This is a genomic window from Polynucleobacter necessarius, from assembly GCF_900096765.1.
Classification (GTDB): domain Bacteria; phylum Pseudomonadota; class Gammaproteobacteria; order Burkholderiales; family Burkholderiaceae; genus Polynucleobacter; species Polynucleobacter necessarius_F.
Genome location: NZ_LT615228.1, coordinates 103,781 through 129,910, shown reverse-complemented (window position 1 = coordinate 129,910; position 26,130 = coordinate 103,781). Strand labels below are relative to the sequence as shown.

General features: G+C 45.7%; 26 protein-coding genes and 1 pseudogene. 12 read left to right on the top strand and 15 right to left on the bottom strand.

The window, feature by feature from the left end:
- Positions 1–8: 8 nt before the first annotated feature.
- The 6 genes from DXE33_RS00720 to clpB form a co-directional block, all read right to left on the bottom strand.
- The gene (locus tag DXE33_RS00720; RefSeq protein ID WP_114638212.1) at positions 9–671 is read right to left on the bottom strand and encodes a 3-oxoacid CoA-transferase subunit B; all 663 of its coding nucleotides are present in this window, start codon (positions 669–671) and stop codon (positions 9–11) included.
- Positions 668–1,339 (bottom strand): 3-oxoacid CoA-transferase subunit A, encoded by a 672-nt coding sequence (locus DXE33_RS00715; protein ID WP_114638211.1) that lies wholly within the window; start codon positions 1,337–1,339, stop codon positions 668–670. Before DXE33_RS00715 ends, DXE33_RS00720 begins: the two co-directional genes overlap by 4 nt.
- A gap of 65 nt (positions 1,340–1,404) precedes the next feature.
- Positions 1,405–1,845 (bottom strand): HIT family protein, encoded by a 441-nt coding sequence (locus DXE33_RS00710; RefSeq protein ID WP_114638210.1) that lies wholly within the window; start codon positions 1,843–1,845, stop codon positions 1,405–1,407.
- A gap of 104 nt (positions 1,846–1,949) precedes the next feature.
- A complete protein-coding gene (gene aceA, locus DXE33_RS00705) occupies positions 1,950–3,248 on the bottom strand; it encodes an isocitrate lyase (RefSeq protein WP_114638209.1) in 1,299 nt (432 codons plus the stop codon).
- Positions 3,249–3,530: 282 nt separating this feature from the next.
- Positions 3,531–4,766, bottom strand: a complete 1,236-nt coding sequence (locus DXE33_RS00700) for an MFS transporter (protein ID WP_114638208.1) — start codon at positions 4,764–4,766, stop codon at positions 3,531–3,533.
- A gap of 43 nt (positions 4,767–4,809) precedes the next feature.
- Positions 4,810–7,413: an ATP-dependent chaperone ClpB gene (gene clpB, locus DXE33_RS00695; RefSeq protein WP_114638207.1), complete on the bottom strand. Its 2,604-nt coding sequence runs from the start codon at positions 7,411–7,413 to the stop codon at positions 4,810–4,812.
- Positions 7,414–7,536: 123 nt separating this feature from the next.
- On the opposite strand from clpB, the gene DXE33_RS00690 reads away from it, so the two are divergent.
- Positions 7,537–7,779, top strand: coding sequence for a GIY-YIG nuclease family protein (locus DXE33_RS00690; protein WP_114638206.1), 243 nt, complete (start codon positions 7,537–7,539; stop codon positions 7,777–7,779).
- Positions 7,780–7,846: 67 nt separating this feature from the next.
- Here the strand turns inward: DXE33_RS00690 and DXE33_RS00685 are convergent, their stop codons facing one another.
- The 9 genes and pseudogenes from DXE33_RS00685 to DXE33_RS00645 all read right to left on the bottom strand — a co-directional run bounded on the left by DXE33_RS00685 (position 7,847) and on the right by DXE33_RS00645 (position 16,465).
- A complete protein-coding gene (locus DXE33_RS00685) occupies positions 7,847–8,689 on the bottom strand; it encodes a hypothetical protein (protein WP_114638205.1) in 843 nt (280 codons plus the stop codon).
- A 39-nt stretch (positions 8,690–8,728) separates the two neighbouring features.
- The gene (locus DXE33_RS10325) at positions 8,729–9,517 is read right to left on the bottom strand and encodes a carboxylesterase family protein (protein ID WP_162785385.1); all 789 of its coding nucleotides are present in this window, start codon (positions 9,515–9,517) and stop codon (positions 8,729–8,731) included.
- Positions 9,492–10,403, bottom strand: coding sequence for a carboxylesterase family protein (locus DXE33_RS10320; RefSeq protein ID WP_114638203.1), 912 nt, complete (start codon positions 10,401–10,403; stop codon positions 9,492–9,494). The genes DXE33_RS10325 and DXE33_RS10320 overlap by 26 nt, the downstream gene beginning before the upstream one ends.
- A 29-nt stretch (positions 10,404–10,432) precedes the next feature.
- The gene (gene moaE, locus DXE33_RS00670; RefSeq protein ID WP_231970274.1) at positions 10,433–10,894 is read right to left on the bottom strand and encodes a molybdopterin synthase catalytic subunit MoaE; all 462 of its coding nucleotides are present in this window, start codon (positions 10,892–10,894) and stop codon (positions 10,433–10,435) included.
- Position 10,895: 1 nt separating this feature from the next.
- Positions 10,896–11,153: a molybdopterin converting factor subunit 1 gene (gene moaD / locus DXE33_RS00665; protein WP_114638201.1), complete on the bottom strand. Its 258-nt coding sequence runs from the start codon at positions 11,151–11,153 to the stop codon at positions 10,896–10,898.
- A gap of 18 nt (positions 11,154–11,171) precedes the next feature.
- Positions 11,172–12,398, bottom strand: a complete 1,227-nt coding sequence (locus DXE33_RS00660; protein WP_114639671.1) for a molybdopterin molybdotransferase MoeA — start codon at positions 12,396–12,398, stop codon at positions 11,172–11,174.
- A gap of 49 nt (positions 12,399–12,447) precedes the next feature.
- Positions 12,448–13,890, bottom strand: coding sequence for a threonine synthase (gene thrC, locus DXE33_RS00655; protein WP_114638200.1), 1,443 nt, complete (start codon positions 13,888–13,890; stop codon positions 12,448–12,450).
- 8 nt (positions 13,891–13,898) lie between these two features.
- Positions 13,899–15,209 carry a homoserine dehydrogenase gene (locus DXE33_RS00650; RefSeq protein WP_114638199.1) on the bottom strand — a complete coding sequence of 437 codons (1,311 nt, stop codon included), beginning with the start codon at positions 15,207–15,209 and terminating at the stop codon, positions 13,899–13,901.
- Positions 15,206–16,465, bottom strand: a pseudogene (locus DXE33_RS00645) (pyridoxal phosphate-dependent aminotransferase). Before DXE33_RS00645 ends, DXE33_RS00650 begins: the two are co-directional and overlap by 4 nt.
- A gap of 79 nt (positions 16,466–16,544) precedes the next feature.
- Between DXE33_RS00645 and DXE33_RS00640 the strand changes: the two are divergent.
- From DXE33_RS00640 to DXE33_RS10610, 11 genes are all read left to right on the top strand, one after another.
- Positions 16,545–16,922, top strand: a complete 378-nt coding sequence (locus tag DXE33_RS00640; RefSeq protein ID WP_114638198.1) for an Mth938-like domain-containing protein — start codon at positions 16,545–16,547, stop codon at positions 16,920–16,922.
- Positions 16,922–18,613 (top strand): ArnT family glycosyltransferase, encoded by a 1,692-nt coding sequence (locus tag DXE33_RS00635; protein ID WP_114638197.1) that lies wholly within the window; start codon positions 16,922–16,924, stop codon positions 18,611–18,613. The genes DXE33_RS00640 and DXE33_RS00635 overlap by 1 nt, the downstream gene beginning before the upstream one ends.
- A gap of 23 nt (positions 18,614–18,636) precedes the next feature.
- Complete coding sequence (locus DXE33_RS00630; protein ID WP_114638196.1) at positions 18,637–19,803, top strand: DegT/DnrJ/EryC1/StrS family aminotransferase; 1,167 nt, start codon at positions 18,637–18,639, stop codon at positions 19,801–19,803.
- Positions 19,804–19,844: 41 nt separating this feature from the next.
- On the top strand, positions 19,845–20,807 hold the full coding sequence (locus DXE33_RS00625; protein ID WP_114638195.1) for a glycosyltransferase: 963 nt from the start codon (positions 19,845–19,847) through the stop codon (positions 20,805–20,807).
- A complete protein-coding gene (locus DXE33_RS00620) occupies positions 20,808–21,677 on the top strand; it encodes a formyltransferase (RefSeq protein WP_114638194.1) in 870 nt (289 codons plus the stop codon). It begins immediately after the preceding gene.
- A gap of 34 nt (positions 21,678–21,711) precedes the next feature.
- The gene (locus DXE33_RS00615; protein ID WP_114638193.1) at positions 21,712–22,758 is read left to right on the top strand and encodes a bifunctional UDP-4-keto-pentose/UDP-xylose synthase; all 1,047 of its coding nucleotides are present in this window, start codon (positions 21,712–21,714) and stop codon (positions 22,756–22,758) included.
- 18 nt (positions 22,759–22,776) lie between these two features.
- Positions 22,777–23,694, top strand: coding sequence for a polysaccharide deacetylase family protein (locus DXE33_RS00610; RefSeq protein ID WP_114638192.1), 918 nt, complete (start codon positions 22,777–22,779; stop codon positions 23,692–23,694).
- Between the two features lie 48 nt (positions 23,695–23,742).
- A complete protein-coding gene (locus DXE33_RS00605; protein ID WP_114638191.1) occupies positions 23,743–24,234 on the top strand; it encodes a peroxiredoxin in 492 nt (163 codons plus the stop codon).
- Positions 24,235–24,446: 212 nt separating this feature from the next.
- Positions 24,447–24,881, top strand: a complete 435-nt coding sequence (locus DXE33_RS10620) for a PIN domain-containing protein (RefSeq protein ID WP_408634163.1) — start codon at positions 24,447–24,449, stop codon at positions 24,879–24,881.
- A 47-nt stretch (positions 24,882–24,928) separates the two neighbouring features.
- Positions 24,929–25,123: a hypothetical protein gene (locus DXE33_RS10615; protein WP_408634162.1), complete on the top strand. Its 195-nt coding sequence runs from the start codon at positions 24,929–24,931 to the stop codon at positions 25,121–25,123.
- Entirely contained in the window at positions 25,086–26,099 is a 1,014-nt protein-coding gene (locus DXE33_RS10610; RefSeq protein ID WP_408634161.1) for a PhoH family protein, read from the top strand. Before DXE33_RS10615 ends, DXE33_RS10610 begins: the two co-directional genes overlap by 38 nt.
- Positions 26,100–26,130 lie beyond the last annotated feature (31 nt).

The window sequence follows — 26,130 nt, the reverse complement described above, 5'->3', positions numbered from 1 at the left end:
ATACAAATTTATTTTTGGACCTGACGCATTGGTACGCCACTGAGCTCTACTAACTCATCAAAACTCATACCATCTACCCAATCAATTGCCACCAAACCATCCGGTGTTACAGCAATGGTTGCTAAATCTGTATAAATGCAATCCACCGCAGCTAATGCAGTCAATGGATAAGTACATTCATTCACTAGCTTAGATTCACCCGCCTTAGTCAGATGCTCCATCATGACAAAAAGCTTCTTGGCACCCAAGGCCAAATCCATGGCACCACCCACTGCCGGAATTGCTTTTGGATCGCCTGTACGCCAATTGGCAATATCACCCTTCACTGACACCTGAAATGCACCTAATACACAGATATCAATATGTCCACCTCGGATCATCACGAAAGAGTCAGCATGGTGGCAAAGCGATGCGCCAGGTAGCATAGTCACAGGCTGCTTGCCAGCATTGACGAGCTCTTCGTCAATCTCGTGTTCTTTGGCCAATGGGCCCATACCTAGCAAACCATTTTCGGAGTGCATCAAGATTTCTTTATCTGGAGGCAAGTAATTACAGATGGTCATTGGCTGACCAATTCCTAAATTCACGTGTGCTCCATCCGGAATGTTTTGCACAATCCGTTTGGCAATATCAGCCGTTGAGCGCTTTTGTACTTTAGTCAAATCAATCATGATTTCCCCTCCACCAGCACAACGCGCTTTACAAAAATGCCCGGGGTCACAATCGCCTCAGGATCCAAGGAACCCAACTCCACTACTTGATTGACCTGAGCAATCGTGCAACGAGCAGCGGTTGCCATAATCGGCCCAAAATTGCGGCCAGTACGATGATAGGTGAGATTACCCCAACGACCACCCTTGTCGGCTTTGATCAAGGCATAGTCAGCCTTAATCGCCGTCTCAAAAATATGATTGATGCCATCAATCACGCGAGTATCTTTTCCTTTGGCAAGCTCAGTGCCAAAACCGGTTGGCGTATAAAAACCGCCAATACCTGCTCCACCTGCGCGAATACGCTCGGCAAGAGTACCCTGGGGAACTAACTCCAGCTCAATCTTGCCGGCACGATATAAGTCATCAAAGGCACCCGATTCTGGTTGGCGTGGAAAAGAGCACACCACCTTACTCACTTGACCCCTGCCAATGAGCTTAGCAATACCAATGCCGGAGTTACCCGCATTATTGCTAATGATCGTTAAATTCTTTGCGCCCTGCTCTGCCAAAGCATCTAATAGATAAATTGGCAATCCTGCTCCACCAAAACCTGAAACCAATATGGTCGAGCCATCGGCAATATCCTGCACGGCTTGGGCCACGCTAGGAATGATTTTGTCTATCACTTCCGTCTCCGTCTATTTTTTATTATGGGCATTGCATTTCAGCTTTTTGCTGAATAAATACTAATTTAATGCATTTGAGAAATGGTGGCGCGAATTGCCGCAGGTAACTGCTCAGCCAGCGCCTTTCGTGCTTCCAACGAGACTTTAGGGGTCTCCTGTACTCTCACAGACCAGACCGATCCAGGGAAAAATGCATCATCCTTAAACCTAGGAATAATGTGCCAATGAATGTGCGGAACCATATTGCCTAAAGCAGCCAAATTAATCTTATCTGGATCCATGACCTGACGAATAGCCTCTTCAACAGCAAACACCAAAGACATGATGTGATCTCGCTCTCCATAGGTGAGATCAGACATTTCAGCAACATGAGGGTTCCAGATTACCCTACAAAAACCAGGTAGATCAGGATCATTCACCAAGACGACACGACAATAATCGCCGCGCCAGATCAAAACGCCTTCTTCAGGCTTGAGATCATCTTCACAAAGTACGCAATTAGTCATGGAAAGAATGTAAACGAAAACGGCATCTAAGTCACCCTTGTGGGGTAATTTAGATGCCGAGGCAGTATTGGTGCTTACTGCTACTACAAACTACTTAGGGATTCTTAATGGAACTGCTCTTCTTCAGTAGAACCAGTCAATGCAATAACTGAAGACTTACCACCTTGAATGACGGTTGTTACATCGTCAAAGTAACCGGTACCAACTTCTTGCTGGTGTGAAACGAAGGTGTAGCCACGATCACGTGCAGCAAATTCTGGCTCTTGAACTTTCTCAACGTAAGCAGTCATGCCGCGCTTAGAGTAGTCTTGCGCCAAGTCGTACATGTTGTACCACATTGAGTGAATACCAGCGAGAGTAATAAATTGATATTTGTAACCCATCGCGCCCAACTCACGCTGGAACTTAGCAATCGTTGCATCATCCAAGTTTTTCTTCCAGTTGAAAGATGGTGAGCAGTTGTAAGCCAACATCTTGCCTGGGAACTTCGCACGAATTGCTTCAGCAAATAGGCGCGCAAATTCAAGATCAGGTGTACCAGTTTCACACCAAACCATATCAGCGTAGGCTGCATAAACCAAACCACGTGAGATCGCTTGATCCAAGCCTTTACGGGTTTTGTAGAAGCCTTCAGGAGTACGCTCACCTGTCAAGAATGGCTTATCGTTTTCATCATAATCCGATGTCAACAAGTCAGCAGCCTCAGCATCAGTACGAGCCAAGATGATGGTTGGAACACCCATGACGTCAGCAGCTAAACGTGCAGAAATCAATTTTTGAACAGACTCGGTAGTTGGCAACAATACCTTGCCACCTAAGTGACCGCATTTCTTAACCGAAGATAATTGGTCTTCAAAGTGAACGCCAGCAGCACCTTGCTTGATTAATGCCTTGCTTAATTCAAATGCATTCAATACGCCACCAAAACCTGCTTCTGCATCAGCAACAATTGGAGCAAAGTACTGGATATAACCAGGATCGCCTGGGTTAATACCTTTTGCAGTTTGGATTTCATCTGCACGTTGGAAAGAGTTATTGATACGCTCTACCATCTTTGGAACTGAGTCCACTGGATACAAAGATTGATCTGGATACATTGCTGCATAAGAATTACCATCCGCAGCAACTTGCCAACCTGAGAGGTAAATCGCTTGAATACCAGCTTTAACCTGTTGCATTGCTTGACCGCCAGTCAAAGCACCCAAGCAGTTCACGTAAGCTTCGTTATTTACCAAATCCCAGAGACGCTCTGCGCCATGCTTAGCTAAAGTGTGCTCAATCTTTAATGAACCACGCAGACGTACAACATCTTCTGCTGTGTAACCACGAGTAATACCTTTCCAGCGTGGATTGGTATCCCAGTCTTTTTGTAGCGCTTCAATTTCTGCTTTGCGATCTGCCATGTTTTTCTCCCTAAGTTAAACAAGTACTTCAAAATTTGTGGGCCTTAAAGACCGTTTTGAGTCTTATGTCTTATATAAGAGTTTAGAGAGTTTAAAAAACCAGGCAAGGGGAAATAAAAAATTTCTTGAAATTATTTAATAGTTATATTTCAAATACTTAGAGATGTATTTTTGCAATATGGAATGACTATCCATCTCTCAAAATAAAACAAAGTACATCTTATTGCACTGCATTTTACGCAGTGTAATAACATTTCATATTATGAAAATTCTGTAGATTACCTAGACCGTTTTAGGGGTAGTGCTAGATGAAACCTTAAACACGGTCGGAATCACCATCAGTTGAAATACAGCAATACCCATAAAGAGCGCCTTCGGAAGGCCAGAATCCATAAAGAATCCAAAGATAAATGGCCCTACTGCAGCACCCAAGTCAATGCCGGAATAAACAATGCCATACACACGACCAGCCACCCCTTTAGGAGTTGCATTTTTTACTAAGAGATCTCGTGAAGGCGCTACTACGCCATAACCAAATCCAAGCCCAATAAATAAAACAGGGAGCCATGAATGAGAAATGATTCCCGTTGCGAGAAGTAAACAGGCAAGAATCGTTAATGATAGACAGCTAGACACAATGCGCTCTGGAGCTTGCAACTTAGCCGCTAAATATCCCCCAAATAAAACTCCTACTGCACTACCCAATGCTAATAGCGTAATAAAATAACTTCCCACTGCCAAAGGTGTTTGATAAATGCTAAAGAGAGCGCTAGGAGCAAAGGATTGCAAACTTGAAGTGGAGGCCATACTGAAGAAAAAGAAAACCCAGCATAACCATACTGCCGATAACTTTAGAAAAGCAAATGGACTCGTTTTTTGCGCACTCGAATGGCTATCTTGCGTATCCACTTGAGTCTGCTCATGACGCTCTTTTAAATCATCCACCAAGTAATACTTATAGAGCCAGAGAACCAATAGGATCAAAGCCTCCAGAGCAGCGGCTGACAAGAATGCAATACGCCAATCTGATACTTGCGCTATTGCCACCATAAATGCGGGCGCAGCAGCCCAGCCTAAATAACCTGTGACACCATGCATGGAGTAGGCATATGGCAAATTCGGTGCAGAGACTTTGTGATTGATGAGCGTGTAATCAACCGGATGAAAAATGCCGTTACCGCAACCTGCAATGACTGCGCCCAAGATCAACATGGGGTAACCGGTACTTTGAGAATATGTCAATGCAGCTATCGCTAATAAACCGACTCCAGCAAATAGCACAGGCCTGGCGCCAATATGGTCAACTAAAAATCCTGAGGAGGCTTGAACAAGGCAAGAGACCACAAAGAAGATTGACATCAGCAATCCTAACTCAGCATAGCTCAATGCAAAAGCATCTTTCAACCATGGAAACATGGAAGGAAGAATTAAATGAAAGAAATGTGAGCTGCCGTGAGCTAGGCTAATAAGACCAATAACCCGGACATCACTGGCACGCCTACTGAGCGCAACAGTCATGTACCGAGTTTACTGGCGCAGAGAAATCCCCGCAGAACGATTACTAGTGAACCTGACGAGTAAAGCTAAATTCACCTTTGTCATCCACATCTACTGGAACAACATCCTTAGGACCAAATTTACCCTCAAGAATCATCTTAGACACTGGGTTTTCAATATGCTGCTGAATTGCACGCTTGAGCGGCCTTGCGCCAAAGACTAGATCAAAACCAACCTCGGCAATCTTGCTTAATGCCGCATCACTCACTTCGAGTTGCATATCTACACGTGCCAAGCGATCTGACAAGTTTCTGAGCAGAATCTTCGCAATATTGGCAATATTGCCCTTATCCAAACCATGGAAGACTACGATCTCATCAATTCGGTTCAAGAACTCTGGACGGAAGTGATTCTTCAGCTCTTCAAATACAGCCTCTTTAATCTCAGCCTGTTTCTTATCAGCCATCGACTGAATGAGTTGAGACCCAATATTGCTAGTCATCACAATCACCGTGTTTTTAAAATCGACGGTGCGACCCTGACCATCAGTCAAACGACCATCATCCAATACTTGCAATAGAACGTTAAAGACATCTGGATGAGCTTTCTCAATCTCATCAAACAAAATTACGCTATAAGGATGACGACGCACTTGCTCAGTGAGATATCCACCCTCTTCATATCCAACATAGCCTGGAGGTGCACCAATCAGACGTGCAACACTATGCTTTTCCATGAACTCACTCATGTCGATACGAATCAAATGATCTTCGCTATCAAACAAAAAACCAGCCAGAGCTTTACATAGCTCGGTTTTACCAACGCCAGTAGGCCCGAGGAACAAGAAGGATCCATAGGGACGATTCTCCTCAGCCAAACCAGCGCGTGAGCGACGAATAGCATCGGATACCGCACGAATAGCCTCTTCTTGACCAACCACACGCTTGTGCAAGAGCTCTTCCATCTTGAGCAACTTGTCACGCTCGCCTTGCATCATTTTGGAAACTGGAATACCCGTTGCCCGAGAAACGACTTCAGCAATTTCTTCAGCGCCTACTTGGGTGCGTAAGAGTTTGTTCTTCACTACGCCATTTTTATCGCCCTTGGCTTCAGCTGCTGCTGCAGATTTAAGCTTAGCCTCCAACTCTGGTAATTTTCCATATTGCAGCTCAGCCACTTTTTCGAGCTTGCCTTCGCGCTGCAATTTAGAAATCTCGGCCTTGACCTTCTCAATCTCTTCTTTGATATTGGCGGCGCCCAATACAGCACCTTTTTCAGCCTTCCATATCTCTTCTAAGTCAGCATACTCAGCTCCGAGACGCTTAATCTCTTCTTCAATTAACCCGAGACGCTTCTGCGAGGCCTCATCTTTTTCCTTCTTGACTGCTTCACGCTCAATCTTGAGCTGAATCAAACGGCGATCGAGCTTATCCATTACTTCAGGCTTGGAATCAATTTCCATCCGAATACGTGAACCAGCCTCGTCAATTAAGTCGATAGCCTTATCTGGTAGGAAGCGATCGGTGATGTAGCGGTGAGAGAGTTCAGCCGCAGCCACAATAGCAGGGTCTGTAATTTCAATACCATGATGAAGCTCATAGCGCTCTTGCAAACCACGTAAGATGGCTATGGTTGCCTCAACGCTAGGCTCTTCAACCATGACTTTCTGAAAACGACGCTCAAGCGCAGGATCTTTTTCAATGTACTTGCGATATTCATCCAAAGTAGTTGCGCCAATGCAATGCAATTCGCCGCGAGCCAATGCAGGCTTGAGCATATTGCCAGCATCCATTGCGCCATCGCCTTTGCCGGCACCAACCATTGTATGAATCTCATCAATAAAGATAATGGTCTGGCCTTCATCTTTGGCGACATCGCTCAGTACAGCCTTTAAACGCTCTTCGAATTCGCCACGATACTTTGCGCCCGCTAAGAGTAAAGCCATATCCAATACCAAGACACGCTTGTCTTTGAGGGTTTCAGGAACCTCACCATTGACAATACGCTGAGCTAAGCCTTCCACAATGGCAGTCTTACCAACACCCGGCTCACCAATTAAGACTGGATTATTTTTGCCACGGCGCTGCAAGATCTGAATGGTGCGACGGATCTCATCGTCGCGTCCAATCACTGGGTCTAACTTGCCCATACGAGCACGCTCAGTTAAATCAACGGTGTATTTCTTGAGGGCCTCACGCTGACCCTCGGCATCTGCACTATTCACTGACTCTCCTCCGCGAACTAAATCAATAGCCGCCTCTAACGATTTTCGATTTAAACCATTTTCACGCGCTACTTTGCCAAGCTCGCCCTTGTCATCGGCTGCAACTAATAAGAAAAGTTCACCAGCAATGAACTGATCATTCCGTTTATTGGCCTCTTTTTCACATAAGTTCAGCCAATTACTTAAGTCACGGCCAACCTGAACCTCACCGCTGGTGCCTTGAACCTCAGGGAGATTATTAATAATCTTTTCAACACCCTTCTCTAAACCAGCGACATTGACGCCTGCACGAGTTAAAAGACTTTTTGCTGCGCCATCAGAATCACGCAACATTGCCAACATTACATGGGCTGGCTCGATGTATTGGTTATCTTTGACTAAAGCAATACTCTGTGCCTCGCTCAAAGCCTCTTGAAACTTGGTGGTTAATTTATCTATTCTCATTTTTATGCCTCATATGCCTCCTCATATGCCTCACTCAATTTCGCGTATTTCTATCTATAGTAAGGGCAATATTGCCAATTTCAAGGCTTTCTGAGCCCCTTTTTAACCCTAATTCAACCTATTTTGACCTGGCTTGTTTACCTTCTTGAATGCTCTGATGGCAGCTACTATGCTGGAATCACCAACCGTCTAGAGCATCGCTTGGAAGCCCACAACTCAGGGCAAGGCGCCCGCTACACCAGGGCTCGCAGGCCTGTCATACTTTTAGCAACCCAAGAGCATCCCGATCGATCTGAAGCTTCAAAAGCCGAGGCCAAACTAAAGCAACTGCCTAGATCAAAAAAGTTGAGTTTTTTTCAATCCTAATTTCCCTTAAATAAAAACCACCCCGCGGGGTGGTTAAATATCAGAACAGATCAGAGCAGTCTACGCTTTAGAAATTAATCGTTGCTGAAAGCTGTGGGCCTGCATTGGTATAGTTAGTGGTACCTGTATTGCTGTTTAAATGGAAACCCATCGCTCTATAGGCCAGAGTAACATCACCCCAAGAAAATGCATCACCAACGCCTAATAACGCTTGCCATGTACCGTTATTAGGGCCTGGTCCCTTACCCACGTCTGCATAAAACGGGATAAACCAAGAGCTATCCATAATACGAGCCCGCCCCTTAAAACCTACTACAGGATTGGTGGTTTGAGACACAGAGGAAGGATTGCCACCGACTGCAAGTTTGCGACCATCAGGAGTTGTTACTACATGCCCATCATGGTCAAGCTGAGTACTATTTGAGAGTGAGGTTGTTGAGGAGATGTATCTCGCTCCTAACAAGCCGTCTAAATATAGAGAGGGTGAGTTATAGGCTGTATACGTTGCTGCAGCAGTAAACATTGTTTGCTTCATAGTAACGTTTTGGGAAGCATACAGAACATTATCCTTGCCAAAAATCGGACGGCTTTCACCATAACTTCCACTAGACTGCCAATAAACCAAGTCAGCCAATACACCCCAATTTCCTTTGTGAGTCTCTAAAGTAAACATGGCCATCGGACCGGCACTGTTGATGTTATCGCTAATTGAGCTTACTGTTGATTTAGAGAGTTCGCGCTTATTATCAGTAACCGTTACCCAGGTAGCCGGTGCCCAGGCATTAATCGAAGCAGAAAAACGCCAATCATCACCTACTTTCGGCATGGGGTTGACAGCACTCTGAGCAAAAGCATGCAAAGATAAAACAGAAAGGCTCGTGAATGCGAGTAATTTTTTAAAGGCAATCATGGAAAAATCCTAATATGAAATAAATTATTATTAGTTATATTAAAACGCATCCTTTAGGCGCTCTAGAGCAAATATCTCTCGCAGATGAAGCATTTGGTAATCAACTCGCTCTTTGAGTAATCCAGTAACGGTCTCATCCGGATTATTGGAGAAATTTCTCATGACGTCAGATTTGAGACTATAAATTGGCCAATGAGCTTGTCCGCCAACATTGGGGTTTCCGGTCTTTGCGAATGCCGTCCAACTTGCGGACATTTTTTCAGATAGAGCTTGATCTTGAGGATTGTTCTTATCTGTAATGGGATACCAGTATTTAGACCAAATCCCTTTTTTCTTCAGGTCAGCTGTGGCTTTCTCAATCAGAGCGCACTGCTCCGCTCCAGACTCCACTTTCTTGGGGGCCTGTGGCATCAGACCATAACTACCAAAAACATAACTGATCTCAAATGTATGTGGCACACCTGGATAGGCGGGTCTAATGTTAGGTGTTAGGTAATCAAAATAATAGGCATAGCCAGGCGCCACACCATTCATGCTGTCGGCCAGAAGTTTTGTGCTGCCTCGATAGAGCATGTCACCCATGAGATCGGAAGACAAAATGCATTGATCTTTGACGTTCGCATAAAGTGTTTGAATGATTTTGGGATCTTCGTGTAATTTTTTTAGAAAATCATTTAGATTGGCAGGCTGTCCTGGAACTAAAAAGCTTGAATCCCAGGAGTTGGTACCAATCATAAATGGAACCTTAGCTTGTTTGCCCGCGGCAAATAATGGAATAGGATCGCCTTTGATAATTTGTCCATCAATAAATGGTCCGCCAAAACTCACCCTGCTCAAAATTTGCTGCAGTCAAGACTAGCTTTTTAGCTGGCATGTTTCGCATTTCTGCCAGACTCTTGGCGCCAACGGCGGCCATATATTTAGCATCGATATCAGTTTCTGAATCCATGCCAAGACGTTTCTCAGTCATACCTCGTAGCGGACTTTGTTGAGCACTTTCCGCAATCGCTCGATGAAATAAGCCTCTTGCGGCATCAGAAACCATTAACCAAGTAACACTTCTACCCCCGGCTGACTCTCCAAAGATCGTGACATTATTGGGATCACCACCAAAAGCAGCAATATTCTTTTTGACCCACTGGAGGACTGCAATTTGATCCATCGTGCCATAGTTACTGACTGGTTCACCCGTGGCCTTTGCTTCTGCGATGAGTTCTTTGGGAGCAAAAAAACCAAATGTACCTAAGCGGTAATCAAAGGTCACCACAATCACGCCATTTTTTACCAAATTAATTGGCGTAAATTGCGCATCTCTTGCGCCATCGACCAGCAAGCCCCCTCCATGAATCCACACCATAACTGGCAAATCTTTACCAAGCTTTTGTGGTGTAAAAACATTAAGTTTTAAGCAGTCTTCATTGCCAGGCAAAGCTAAGCCAGCGCTTAAATTCTTAACGAAGGATTGCGGGCAGGCATCGCCAAATTTGCTAGCATCGCGCGTGCCTCTCCAAGTCAACGCTGGTTGGGGCGGCCTCCAACGCAGCGACCCTACAGGAGAAGGAGAAGCAGCGTAAGGAATATTTTTGAATGCCTGCATATTATACTCAACAACACCTTGCAAGCGACCTGTCTCGACTTCCACTATTGGACCATCAGTGGCAGCGGTTACGGTGAAACTAAACACACATAGTAAGCATGAAATTAATTTTTTCATCTCTACTCTTTCCTTAAATTGGATAAAACCTATTTTTCCCAGCGAGCTATTGCAGCTTCGTCAGTAACGCGAGCATCCACCCAACGAGCTCCATCTGGGATGTCTTCTTTCTTCCAAAAGGGGGCTGCAGTTTTGAGGTAATCCATAATGTATTCACAAGCAGTAAATGCTTCACCGCGATGCGCGCTCGTTACAGCAACTAGAACAATTTGGTCTTCTGGCTGCAATGGACCAACCCGATGAATCACAAGAGTTTGATAAATATTCCAACGAGACTTTGTCTTGGCGATGATTTCCTCAAGGGATTTTTCAGTCATGCCAGGGTAATGTTCCAGTGTCATCCCTCTGACTGGGCTACCGTCATTCATATCGCGCACGGTACCTAAAAAAGTCACTACTGCACCAACTCGCGGATCATCTTTACGTAATGCCGCAATTTCTGCGCTGATATCAAAATCCTCTTCCTGAATCCGAATGGAGGAATTGCCCACCTTAACCCCCTGTGACTGGCGGAAAGAAAGCAACCTCAGCCCCATCCTGCAAGGGAGTGCTCTCAGGAACCATATGTTGATGCAGAGCACAACGCAGCGCTTTACCCTGGGCCAGCGCTTGCGCCCATACACCGCCACGCTGTGCCAGCAGCACTCTTAAGTCCGCAATGGTTTTTACCGTCGGAGGAATCTCAATCACCTCTTGAGAAGTGCCCAGGGTCTCACGCAATGAAGCAAAAAATCGCAATTCAAGTTTCATGGATCAATCGTAAACCGATTATTTGAGCAATGCATCAAAAGGGATATATTTCACTAAGTCACCTGCTTTGATAGGTTGATTTGGTGGACAATCTACCAAACCATCACCCCAAGAAGCGCTAGTTAACACGCCAGAGCTTTGATTGGGAAACAAATCTAAGCCGCCCTGCGCGTTCATCTTGACGCGTAAAAATTCATTACGACGATCCGCTTTTAACCAATCAAAATCTGCACGCATCCAATAAGACTGCAGCAACTTTTCTTCGCGACCCTGCAGCTTGAGAATAAATGGACGCACAAATAACAAGAAAGTAACAAAACTAGAGGCAGGGTTGCCAGGCAAACCAATGAACCAGGCCTCACCATCGGCGGGGCTTTCGGACTTACGAACCGCACCAAATGCTAAAGGCTTACCCGGCTTAATAGCGATCTGCCATAAATCCAGCCTTCCTTCGGCAGTCACCGCGGGTTTAATGTGATCTTCTTCTCCAACCGAAACTCCACCAGAGGTAATAATCAAGTCATGATCTTTGCTGGCTTTGCGCAGTGCCTGTCTTGTTGCATCAAGACGATCGGGAACAATACCTAAATCGGTAGCATCACAACCCAAGGATCGCAGACATGCCAATAAAGTATCGCGATTGGAGTTGTAGATACCGCCTGGTTTTAGTGGCTCTCCCGGCAGAGCAAGTTCATCGCCGGTAAAAAATGCGGCAACCTTCACGCGGCGTTTAACTTGTAAATGCGTCAATCCCGCTGAAGCGGCAACGCCTAGCTCTTGCGGGCGCAAAAATGCACCCGCTAATAGCGCAGGTTTATTAGCATTTAGATCCTCACCCTTGCGACGAATCCACTGCCCCTGAGAGGGCGCGATATTGACCTGCACTTGATCAACACTACCTTCAGGGATTGAGCAGTCTTCTTGCATGACAACCGCATCAGCACCTGGAGGAATAGGGGCACCGGTAAATATTCTGGCGGCAGTTCCTGGCTCCAATGTAGTGCCTACCGAACCAGCTGGAATACGTTGAGCAATCCTCAGTACACTTCCGGGAGTTTGCGTATCGGCTGTACGTACCGCGTAACCATCCATCGAGGTGTTGTCCAGCGGAGGGACATCAACCAAACTATTTACGCTTTGCGCAAGAACCCGACCGAGAGCTTCTTGCATAGTGACTTTCTCACTCTCATTCACGGGCAGAGCGTGACCCAGCAAATGATCCAAGGCCTGCTGTGTGGTCAACATCGGTGGCTTAGTCATAGCGCTTTGTGTTAGCGAGTAATTGCTACTAGGATTAGTTAAGGTGTGCAGTAATAAATGTCTTCACTTGATTTACATCAGCGTCAATATTTTCTACACGTTGTGGCTTGGATTTAATGTCTTTAAATGCTGGAGGGCATTCAGCAGGACGCCCTAAAGCTTCCTGAATGGTTTCCTCAAACTTAATTGGCAGCGCAGTTTCTAATACCAACATCGGAATGCCAGCTTGTAAGTGTTCGCGAGCTACTTTCACACCATCGGCAGTATGAGTATCAATCATCACGCCATACTTGCTATCAATATCACGAATAGTATCTAGGCGATTAGCATGAGTGCTGCGACCCGATTGGAAGCCATACTTACCCAATTCTTTAAATACAGCCTCTTGAGAGATATCAAAGCCACCAGCTTGATCTACTTGCTTGAACATTTCAGCTGTGGCTTTGCCATCCTGACCCATAAAATCAAATACAAAACGCTCAAAGTTACTTGTCTTGGAGATATCCATAGAAGGACTAGAGGTATGCAAAGTCTCAGCAGACTTACGAGCACGATATACGCCTGTGCGGAAGAATTCATCCAGCACATCGTTTTCATTCGTAGCAACAATCAGGCGTGCAATAGGCAAACCCATCATGCGAGCAATATGGCCAGCGCAAACGTTACCGAAGTTACCAGATGGTACCGTGAAAGACACTTTTTCATTACTTGATTTTGTTGCCAATAAGTAACCTTGGAAATAGTACACCACCTGGGCAACTACGCGACCCCAGTTAATCGAGTTCACTGTGCCAATTTGATTTTGGGCTTTAAAGGCGTGATCATTACTCACTGCCTTCACAATATCTTGGCAATCATCAAAGACGCCAGCTACCGCCAAGTTAAAAATATTGGGGTCTTGCAAAGAGTACATCTGCGCAGATTGAAAAGCACTCATCTTGCCACGTGGCGAAAGCATAAATACCTTCACACCCTCTTTGCCGCGCATCGCATATTCTGCAGCGCTACCAGTATCACCAGAAGTCGCGCCCAATATATTCAGTTTTTGACCTGCACGCTTGAGGGCGTATTCAAACAGATTACCCAGCAATTGCATGGCCATATCCTTAAAAGCCAATGTTGGGCCATTTGAAAGGCTTAACAAACCAATACGTGTGCCCTGCTCTTCACCGAGCCAATGCAATGGAGTGATGTCTTTAGCGTTATCTTGTGGGCGCCCATTGCAATAGACTTGCTCGGTATAGGTCTTACGTAAGAGCGCCCGCAAATCTGCCTCGGGAATATCGTCACAATACAAATTCAATACTTCATAAGCCAAGTCTGCATAAGACAAGCCACGCCAAGAGTCTAGTTGCGCTGCACTCACTTGAGGATAGTGCGTTGGCAAGTATAAGCCGCCATCCGGGGCCAATCCACCCAAAAGAATTTCCAAGAAAGATTGTTGTGGGCTATTGCCGCGAGTTGATTGGTAACGCATCGATAAAATTAAGACAGGTTTTCTAAGCGGATCTTGACTACTTCACCAGCAACGGTTTTAAGATTCTGAATCTCTTTGATTGCAGCTAGCATATTCTTCTCTTCGGTCTCGTGTGTTAAAGCAACCAAATCGGTTTGACTTTCGCCCTCGTCAGCCTCTTTTTGCAAGAGTGCATCGATTGATACACCGTGAGATGCCAAGATCCTAGTAATGTCAGCTAACACGCCAGCTTGATCTGCAACGCGCATACGCAAATAGTAGCTGGTGGTAATTTCACCGATCGGCAATACTGGCGTATCGTGAACAGCGTCAGGCTGGAAAGCCAAATACGGTACGCGATGCTCAGCATCGGCACTCAATAGGCGAGTGATATCCACCAAGTCTGCGATCACAGCGGAGGCTGTTGGCTCAGCGCCAGCACCCTTGCCGTAGTAGAGGGTTTTACCAACTGCATCACCAAAAACTTGTACTGCATTCATCGCGCCTTCAACATTAGCAATCAAACGCTTAGAAGGAATTAAAGTCGGATGCACACGAAGCTCAACCCCAGTTGGCGTTTTCTTGGCGATACCAAGTAACTTGATGCGATAGCCCAACTGCTCTGCATAACGAATATCGATTGCAGCCAGCTTGGTAATACCTTCAACGTGTGCTTTTTCAAATTGCATCGGAATACCAAACGCAATCGCACTCATGATGGTTGCTTTATGCGCCGCATCAACACCTTCAATATCAAAGGTAGGATCTGCTTCTGCGTAACCTAAGCGCTGCGCTTCTTTCAAAACGGTTTCAAAGTCCAAGCCCTTGTCACGCATCTCCGACAGAATAAAGTTGGTTGTGCCATTGATAATGCCGGCAATCCATTCAATACGATTGGCAGTCAAGCCTTCGCGTAATGCCTTAATGATTGGAATTCCGCCAGCAACTGCGGCCTCAAAAGCAACCATGACGCCTTTAGCATGCGCAGCCTTAAAGATTTCGTTGCCGTGTACAGCAATTAAGGCCTTATTAGCAGTAACCACATGTTTACCTGCTGCAATGGCCTCCAATACCAAATCTTTAGCAATGCCGTAGCCACCAATGAGCTCAACCACGATATCAATCTCTGGATTGCCAATCACAGCGCGTGCATCGCTAACAATTTGCGCACGATCTTTGACCAATTCCTTAGCGCGATCCACATTCAGATCGGCAACCGTATTAATTCGGATACCACGACCAGCACGACGAGTAATTTCATCTTGGTTGCGCTCGAGAACAGTGAATACGCCACCACCAACGGTGCCAATACCTAATAGACCAACTTGAATCGGTTTCATGATGCCTTTGCTGCAGTTGAGGAAGCCTTTCGGCCATGCTTATTGCGATAACGCTCAAGGAAACGTGCGAGACGGCCAATGGCCTCCCTGAGCACATCTTCATGAGGCAAGAACACTACACGGAAATGATCAGGTTTACCCCAATTAAAACCAGAACCCTGCACTAGCAATACTTTTTCTTCTTTTAAGAGATCTGCAACAAATTGCTGATCATCTTCAATTGGATAGACTTCAGGATCTAATCTTGGAAAAAGATACAAAGCTGATTTGGGTTTGACACAAGTCACACCAGGAATATCAGTAATCAATTTCCAAGCAAGCTCTCGCTGTTTTGCTAAGCGGCCACCTTCACCAACTAAATCATTAATGCTTTGATAACCACCTAAAGCAGTCTGAATTGCATACTGTCCTGGCACGTTGGCGCATAAGCGCATTGAGGCCAACATATTGAGGCCTTCAATATAGTCACGCACCATCTCCTTATCGCCCGAAACCACCATCCAGCCTGCCCGGTAGCCGCATGAGCGGTAATTTTTTGACAGGCCATTGAAGGTAATAATGACGACATCATTAGAGAGAGACGCTAGAGAAATATGTTTTTCACCGTCGTACAACATCTTGTCGTAAATCTCATCAGCAAACAATATCAATCCATGTTCGCGCGCAATCTGCGTCAACTCCAACAACACCTCTTTGGAATAGATCGCACCAGTAGGATTGTTTGGATTAATCACCACAATCGCTTTTGTGCGTGGTGTAATTTTTTTTACGAAGATCATTGAGATCTGGCGCCCAATCTTTAGATTCATCACAAAGATAGTGCACTGGTGTACCGCTAGATAAACTGACTGCAGCTGTCCACAAAGGATAGTCTGGTGTTGGAACCAATACTTCATCACCGTCATTGAGCAATGCATTCATCGAAAGCACGATCAATTCCGATACACCGTTTCCGGTGTACACATCATTTAGAGTTACACCTTGAATGCCTTTTTCTTGGCAGTACTGCATGATGGCTTTACGAGCAGAAAAAATGCCCTTGGAATCAGAATAAGCGGAAGCATTGCTTAAATATTACGGATCATGTCCAACTGAATTTCTTCAGGCGGATCAAATCCGAAGACCTCGACGTTTCCGATGTTTAATTTAATGATTTTGTGACCTTCTTCCTCCATGCGCTGAGCTAACTCGAGCACTGGCCCACGAATGTCGTAACAAACGTCATTGAGTTTTTGGGACTTGAGGATGGGTTTCACAATAAATTAAAGGATAAGTTCTTGAAATCTTGGAAAAAACAGCTAGCTATAATCCACATAATTATGACAGAGAGTCCACTTGAAGCTTCAATCTGACCCCCATTCTGGAGCCAATACGATCACTGGCTACGGGGATGGCTATGTGGAAATCAACCAGAACCCATATGCCCACGCCGTCCTGCTGAGCTCTGATGGAGCTATTTCTAAGTGGCCAGTGAAGTCGTTTGAGGATCTAGAGCTATCCCATTTCGCTCAAATGGTTGATCTCAAGCCTGAACTCATCCTCATTGGCACCGGAAGTCGTCAACGCTTTCCTAGGCCAGAGCTCTTAAAAGCCCTCATTGAGGCCAAAATTGGCTTTGAAATCATGGATTCTCAGGCTGCCTGCAGAACCTACAACATTTTGGTTGGCGAAGGACGTCAAGTCCTCTTGGCTCTCATCGTGGAGCCCACTTAATGCAGTTTGGCCAAATCCGACAATCATCCGCCCTGCACCCAGGCAAGATTTTGCTGCTGGCACTCATTTATGGCTTGCTCTGGTTCGGCACACTCAATTACCGTCACCTCATTCCTTCGGACGAGGGGCGCTACGCGGAGATGGCCAGAGAAATGCTGGTTACGGGTGATTGGATTACACCTCACTACAACGGCTATCAGTATTTTGAAAAACCACCACTACAAATTTGGGCAACTGCAGCAGCTTTTCAAGCCTTCGGAATCGGTGAGTGGCAAGCAAGACTTTGGACCGCACTTACAGGCTTTCTGACTATTTTGGCCGTTGGATTTACTGGGGCCAAGATATTTAACGCAAGAGCAGGTTGGTTAGCGGCAGTTGTTCTAGCCTCTAGCCCCATGTGGATTATTAGTGGACATGTCAATTCTTTAGACATGGGCTTGTCTGCATTTTTAGTCGCAGCACTATGTAGCCTCCTCGTTGCACAAACCTCCACCCAAAGTAGCGGCACTCGCCTCTGGATGTGGCTTTGCTGGGCCTGCATGGGCTTGGCCACCTTATCAAAAGGGGTCATTGGCGCAGCTATTCCAGCAATGGTTTTAATTGCTTACTCGATCAGTAGATGGGACTGGAAAATTTGGACTCGCTTGCACATCATCAGCGGTACGTTCATTTTCTTAATCATTACAGCACCTTGGTTTGTCTTGGTTGCTCAGCGTAATCCAGTGTTCCTGGAGTTCTTTTTCATCCACGAACATCTTCAGCGTTTTACACAAGACGCTCATAGTAGAACTGGCCCGATCTATTACTTTGTACCATTGCTCATCATTGGAATATTGCCCTGGGTATTGCAAGTCCCAGGTGCAATCAAAAACACGTTTGAGAATCGCAAGCCTGGCTTCTCTAGCCACTGGCTATTACTCTGTTGGTTCGTTGTGATCTTTGCTTTTTTTAGTCTTTCACACTCGAAACTGCCGGGCTACATCATTCCCATTTTTCCAGCGCTAGCGCTGCTTATCGGAGCACGCTTAGACCAATTGTTAGGCCTAAATAATTCCATGGCGACACCCTGGAAACTGCAAACAATGGGATTTGCTCTATTGGGTATGGTGGGCTTTTTCTTTTTGGGTGATGTTGGTAAACAAGCCAGACCAGACGAGATCGAGGCTTATGCCCAGTACACTGATTGGGTGATTGCTGCACTTGCTGTGCTGGTGTGTTTTAGCGCATTAGCAGTATGGCAAAGCAAACGTAATGGCATTCAAAGTATTACGAGTTTTGCTTGCGGATTTTTTCTGTGCGCCATCATTGCAGGTACTGGTCATGAGAGCTTGGGGCGTGCGGTATCTGGGGTTGATTTAGCCAATCGCGTGAAAGCAAACATCCCAGCAAACGTGAATTTCTATTCTGTCCGCTTGCTGGATCACACGATGCCCTTTTATCTGGGTCGAACGATGATCATGGTGGAAGATCCAGACGAGTTAAGGTTTGGCGTTGATCAACAACCCGATCTCTGGTTACCCACACTAAACGCTTTTATTGAGCGCTGGAACGAAGATCAAGGCGCTTATGCAATGATGGTACCTGAGCAATATGTAGCCCTTCAAGAAGCCAAGCTGCCAATGCAAGAAGTGGATCGTGACTCCAGAAGAGTCATTGTGAAACATCCTGACACCGCAAGCACCCCTCAGTGATTAAGGCGGTAATATAAGAAATCATGCCAAACACCAACCCCCAATTTATTCCATTTACTCGTCCAAGCTTCAATCAAGAAACGATTGATGCGGTATCCGAAGTATTACGTTCGGGATGGGTCACTTCAGGACCTAAGCTGGCTGAGTTTGAAGCGACGCTGAGTGCATATTTTGGCGGTCGTCCTGTTCGCTGCTTTGCGAATGGGACTGCCACCATGAAAATTGCATTGCAAGTTGCGGGTATTGGCGCAGGTGATGAGGTCATCACTACCCCTATTTCTTGGGTAGCTACTTCCAATGTCATCTTAGGCGTTGGCGCTAAACCTGTCTTTGTGGATATTGATCCCATTACTCGCAACATTGACCTTAATAAAGTTGCGGCAGCAATTACACCCAATACACGCGCCATCATGCCCGTGTACTTGGCTGGCCTGCCAGTCAATATGGATCAGCTTTACGCTCTAGCAAAGCAATACAAGCTGCGCATCATTGAGGACGCTGCACAAGCTTTTGGCTCCCAATGGCAAGGTAAAAAGATTGGTAGCTTTGGTGACTTGGTTAGTTTTAGTTTTCAGGCCAACAAAAATCTCACCACCGTCGAAGGTGGTTGCTTAGTGTTGAATAATGCTGAGGAAGCGAAGCTAGCTGAGAAATTTCGCTTACAAGGTTTAACCCGCCAAGGCATGGACGGGATGGATGTGGATGTGTTGGGTGGCAAAGATAACTTCACCGACGTCAACGCGGTGATTGGCTTACAACAACTCAAACAATTGCCTGCATACCAAACACGTCGAACAGCTCTAGCGAGACAATATTTCGATGCTATTCGCACTCAATTGAAATCTGCGGGATTAGAAAATCTTCGCCTAGAGCTACCTCTTGAAAACTTTAACGATAGCAACTGGCATATGTTTCAGGTGGTGTTGCCATTAGATCAACTCCAGGTTGATCGTGCACAAGTGATGACCGAACTAAAAGACCTTGGCATTGGCACCGGGGTGCACTACCCAGCGATCACCGACTTTACCCTTTATAAAAACCAGGGATATAAAACCAGTGATACACCTGTTGCGCAGCGCATTGGTAGATCAATTCTGACCCTACCTTTATTTCCTGCTATGCAGGATGAGGATATTGGCCGTATAGCGAGTGGACTTGTCAGAATTCTGAAGAAACACCACAAAAACTAGCATTCTTGGGGTAAATCCTCAGATTCAGGCAAAATTACAGCATGACTGCCAATTTAGTTGCCAACCCAAAGCTGAGCATTGTGATTCCCGTTTACAACGAGGAAGGTGGTCTGCAGGCTTTATTCGATCGCCTCTATTCAGCGCTTGATGCTTTGGCTGCAAAACGCCAGATTACCTATGAGATTGTTTTTGTTAATGATGGCAGCAAAGATCGCTCAGCAGGAATTTTGACCAAACAAGTGGAATTACGTCCTGTTGTCACCCGTGCTGTCTTGTTTCACAGTAACTTTGGACAGCATATGGCCATCATGGCTGGCTTTGAATACGCCCAAGGAGAATATATCATCACTTTGGATGCGGACTTACAAAACCCACCTGAAGAAATTGATGCGCTGACCGAACAATTACTCAAAGGTCATGACTACGTTGGTACCATTCGCGCTGATCGTCAGGATAGCTTTTTCAGAAAATTTGCATCACGTGCCATGAATCGTTTGCGTGAAAACATCACACGCATCACGATGACCGATCAAGGCTGCATGTTGCGCGGCTATAGTCGTCGTCTCGTCGACCTGGTTCGCCAATGCGACGAGAACAATACTTTCATTCCGGCATTGGCTTATACCTTTGCTGCAAATCCAATTGAAATCACTGTCAAACACGAAGAACGTTTTGCTGGTGAATCCAAGTACAGCTTATATCAACTGATTCGCCTGAACTTTGATTTGGTAACTGGATTTTCTATCATGCCGCTGCAGATTTTCTCAATCTTAGGCATGTTGCTATCGCTGGCTGCGGGTAGCCTATTCATCTATTTGCTGGTGCGCCGTTTTATTCTAGGCGCTGAGGTGGAGGGAGTGTTTACTCTCTTCGCACTCACCTTCTTCCTGATTGGCGTCATGCTGTTTGGCCTTGGTCTTCTGGGCGAATATATTGGACGTATCTATCAGCAAATTCGCAATCGTCCTCGCTATGTTGTGCAAACTGTTTTAGAGAAAAAATAATTGCACGCGGTCGTCTTTGCTTATCACGATGTTGGTGTCAATTGCCTCAATGCACTTCTTAGTGCCGGCATCCAAATTGATTTAGTGGTAACCCATCAAGACGACCCTAATGAGAATGTCTGGTTTGGAAGCGTGGCTAAACTCTGCGCCGACAAAAAGATTTCATTTATCACGCCAACTGCAAATGAGCTACCAGATTTAATTCCGAAGCTGCAAGCCCTAGCCCCTGACTACATTTTTTCTTTTTACTATCGTTACATGATCCCAGCGCAAATTTTGGCATGTGCCAGGATTGCAGCATTAAATATGCATGGCTCTTTGCTTCCGAAATATCGAGGTCGAGCCCCCGTGAATTGGGCAATCTTGCATGGTGAGTCCGAAACTGGCGCTACTTTGCATGTCATGGAAGTCAAACCAGATGCCGGTGATATCGTGGGTCAAGCAGCTGTTCCGATTGGCCCCGATGAAACTGCCACCGATGTGTTTGAAAAAGTTACTCAAGCGGCCGTTGAAGTAATGGAACAAGCATTACCAAGCCTCATTCAAGGTAAGATTCCCCGCAAGGCCAATGAACTTGAAAAAGGGAGTTATTTTGGCGGCAGAAAGCCTGCAGATGGCCAGATTCACTGGAAGCAAACCGCCCAACAGGTCCATAACCTAGTCAGAGCTGTGGCACCCCCTTACCCAGGCGCCTTTACCAACCACCAAGGTAAAACCATGATTGTCGCTAAAACCAGCCTAAAAGGGCCATTTCCAGCCGATCTGGATCTTGGGGCTGTAGGCATCCAAGTGGTTGATAATCAGGTATTCGGCATTTGTGGAAACCGTCAGGCACTGGAAATCCTGGAATGGTTCCCCGCTAGTAAATAAGCCAAACAAATTAGATAATTACGAGGCAGTAGAGATGAAAAAAGTACTCATTCTTGGTGTGAACGGATTTATTGGTCACCACCTTTCTAAGCGCATTTTGGAGACAACCGATTGGGATGTCTATGGCATGGATATGCAAAATGATCGCTTAGGTGATTTGATCAATCATCCACGCATGCACTTCTTTGAAGGTGACATCACCATCAATAAAGAATGGGTTGAATATCACATTCGTAAATGCGATGTGATTCTTCCCTTAGTCGCTATTGCCACACCTGCAACCTATGTACAGCAGCCCTTAAAAGTTTTTGAACTCGACTTCGAAGCCAATCTTCCCATTGTGCGCTCTGCAGTGAAATATAAAAAGCATTTGGTATTCCCATCGACCTCTGAAGTCTATGGCATGTGTGAAGACAATGAATTTGACCCTTCTAAATCCAATATGGTTTACGGCCCAATCAATAAACCACGTTGGATTTATGCTTGCTCCAAGCAGTTAATGGACCGTGTGATTTGGGGCTATGGCATGGAAGGTTTACGCTTTACTCTCTTTCGCCCCTTTAACTGGATTGGCCCAGGCTTAGACAGCATCTACACACCCAAAGAAGGCTCTTCTCGTGTAGTCACCCAGTTCCTAGGTCATATCGTTCGTGGCGAACCAATTAATCTAGTTGATGGTGGTGCGCAGAAGCGCGCCTTCACTTATGTTGATGATGGAATTGATGCATTGATGCGCATCATTGATAACAAAGATGGTGTTGCCAATGGGAAGATCTACAACATCGGCAATCCCAAAAATAATCACTCTGTGCGTGAGCTAGCAAATCAGATGTTAGAAATTGCGCGCAGTATTCCCGAATATGCCAAGACAGCAAATGATGTGAAGATTATTGAAACTACCTCAGGCGCTTATTACGGCGAAGGCTATCAAGACGTGCAAAATCGTGTTCCTGCGATTGATAACACAATGATCGAATTGGGTTGGAAACCAACAGTAACTATGGCGGATGCGCTAAAGAATATTTTTGAAGCCTATCGCCAGGATGTTGAAAAGGCTCGCTCATTAGTTGATTCAGAATAAGAACGAGTAACTGGGCTCATGGCCAAGATCGCTCTCAAAGTTGATGTTGACACCTTACGTGGTACCAAAGAAGGTGTACCCAATTTAGCCAAGACTCTCAAGCGATTTGGCTTAAAGGCCACTTTCCTATTTAGCCTAGGCCCTGACCATACGGGCTGGGCCTTAAAAAGAGTCTTTCGCCCTGGCTTTTTAAAAAAAGTAGGTCGTACTTCGGTCGTAGAACACTACGGCATCAAAACCCTGCTGTACGGCGTCTTACTTCCTGGTCCTGATATTGGAAAAAAAGCAGCTGCAGAAATGCGCGCCATTGATCAAGCGGGCCATGAAACAGGTATTCACACTTGGGATCACGTCGCATGGCAAGATGCAGTGCGCAATCAAGATTCCATTTGGACTAAAGCGATGATGCAAAAAAGTTGGGATCGCTTTGTAGAGATCTTTGGCCATCCACCAGTCACTTATGGTGCTGCCGGTTGGCAAATGAACGAGGCGGCATTTGAACAATTAGATCAATGGGGCATTACCTATTCATCCGATGGCAGAGCAGAACCTAATCTCATGCCGTATCGACTTGCGCTACCTTCTGGTAAAGCCAAGCATGTGCAATATCCTACTACCCTGCCGACCATGGATGAGCTCATCGGAGTTGATGGCGCTAATGAATTTGAAGCCATCAAAAAGATTCTGGAAATCACCCAAAGTAACCCCAATGACCAAGTATTTACCCTGCATGCAGAGTTAGAGGGTCAAAAACTCCTCCCTGCCTTTGAACAACTATTGGCTGGCTGGCTAAATCAAGGCCATGATTTAGTTACTATGGGTGAGCTGCACCAATCTTGGGAAGCCACTAAACAACTGGATAAAATAGCTGTATTACCCCTGACCTGGGGCGAAATACCCAATCGCAGCGGTGAATTGATTATTCAGAATAACTAATATCAACAACTAGAGAGACAAACTACAAAGAAACTACAAAGGACCATCATGACAGTAGCTATCGGACAACCCATTCCACCTTGCGCAATTCCTGCAACCTCGGGACTAACATTCACCCCAGAATCAGCTATGGGCAAAAAATTGGTTCTGTACTTTTATCCAAAAGATATGACTCCTGGCTGCACTGCTGAGTCTGGTGAATTCCGCGACAACATTGAAGCATTTACCAAAGCAAATACTTTGGTAGTGGGCGTATCTCGAGATAGCCTCAAATCCCATGATAATTTTCGTAGCAAATTACAGTTGCCTTTTGAGCTAGTTGCTGATACCGAAGAAAAACTCTGTCAACTCTTTGGGGTAATCAAAATGAAGAATATGTACGGCAAACAGGTTCGCGGAATCGAGCGTAGCACCTTTCTCTTTGACTCCAATGGAAAGCTGGCACAAGAGTGGCGCGGCCTCAAAGTTCCAGGTCATGTGACAGAGGTATTACAAGCAGCCCCCAAGCTACAAAATAATTTTTACAACAATTTGATCTGAGGTGCTTGCAAAGCCCCAATTTTGGGGTAAAGTGATTCATATGCACCGTAAACGACGGGAAAGTCTGTCAATCCGTTTGAATCAGAAATCTGAGCAACTCAAATCAGGTTCGGGGAATAACCCCCTCCGTTTTTTAGAAGTTTTCACAACCAGTTTCACAATAAACCGTCAATGCACTCCGCTTGGCGGTTTTTTCTTTTAGGAGAGTCTGCATGCCATTGCCCCCGATCCCCACTCAAATTGCTGATCAAGTAAAACTGAGCCGCAAGGACACCCCTGATTTAAAGAAACGTTCTGCTCCAGCAAAGCCAGTAGTGGTGGATGCCTCTGATTGGGCTAATGATGTAGAGGAAGATTTATCTGCTGCGGAAGTAGCACTAGAAAAAATTAAGGATGACCGCAGCCCAGCTAAGAACGAAGTCAAAGTCACTGCGCCAGCAAAACCAAAACGCGTGGTTCGCACAGGACCTCCAAGCTTGTTTGTTTTGGATACTAACGTTCTCATGCACGATCCCAGCTCTTTATTCCGCTTTTCTGAGCACGACCTATTTCTCCCTATGACTACCCTAGAGGAACTAGATAACCATAAGAAAGAAAGGCATGACAGAAGTCGGCTCGCAACGCCCGTACCGTTAGCCGCTCCCTAGACCAGTTAATTGCAGGCACTAGCGGTACTTTAGATGATGGCATTCCCTTGAATAAATTAGGCAACCAAGATGTTTCAGGGCGCCTGTATTTTCAGACAAAGCTATCTACGCAAGCCTTACCAGAAGGTCTTCCTGAAGGTAAGGGTGACAATATGATTCTGGCGGTTGTTAGCGAATTACAAAAAAATCGCAAAGGCCAGGAAAGTGGTGTTGGTATCAAAAGATATCAACATGCGCATTAAGGCTCGTGCCCTAGGTTTACCCGCCGAAGATTATTTCAACGATCAAGTATTGGAAGATCGCGACTTAATGTATTCCGGAGTAATGTCTTTACCGGCAGATTTCTGGCCTAAACACGGCAAAGATATGGAAAGCTGGTCGGACTCTAAATCTGGAACGATGTTTTATAGAGTAACTGGACCTTCAGTACCAAGCATGCTGGTGAACGAGTTTGTTTATCAAGAAAATCCAGACGGCTCAACACCGTTTTATGCCCACGTAAAAGAAATTAACGGCAGAACTGCACTCTTGCAGACACTCCGTGATTTTTCACACCAAAAAAATAATGTCTGGGGCGTTACCGCACGCAATCGCGAGCAAAACTTTGCCATGAATCTCTTAATGAACCCAGATGTAGATTTTGTAACACTTCTCGGTCAAGCCGGTACTGGTAAAACCTTGCTGGCTCTGGCCGCTGGCCTAGAGCAGGTTTTAGATAGCAAGCGCTATAACGAGATCATCATCACCCGCGCCACCGTCCCAGTTGGTGAAGACATTGGATTCCTACCAGGGACCGAAGAAGAAAAGATGCAGCCTTGGATGGGCGCATTTGATGACAATCTAGAAGTACTTCAACGCAATGATGATGCCGGTGAATGGGGTCGCGCTGCCACTCAAGAGCTGATTCGCTCACGCATAAAAGTCAAGAGCATGAACTTCATGCGTGGCAGAACATTTGTTAGTAAATTTGTCATCATTGACGAAGCTCAAAACTTAACGCCAAAGCAAATGAAGACTTTAGTTACTCGTGCAGGCCCAGGAACGAAGATTGTTTGTTTGGGTAATATTGCTCAGATCGACACCCCTTATCTAACTGAGGGATCATCAGGCCTCACCTATGTTGTGGATCGCTTCAAAGGTTGGCGTCATGGTGGCCATGTCACCCTTGCGCGCGGTGAGCGTTCCCGTCTTGCGGATCATGTTGCCGACGCACTTTAAAAAAACTGTCTCATGCCGCACTCTCATAGGG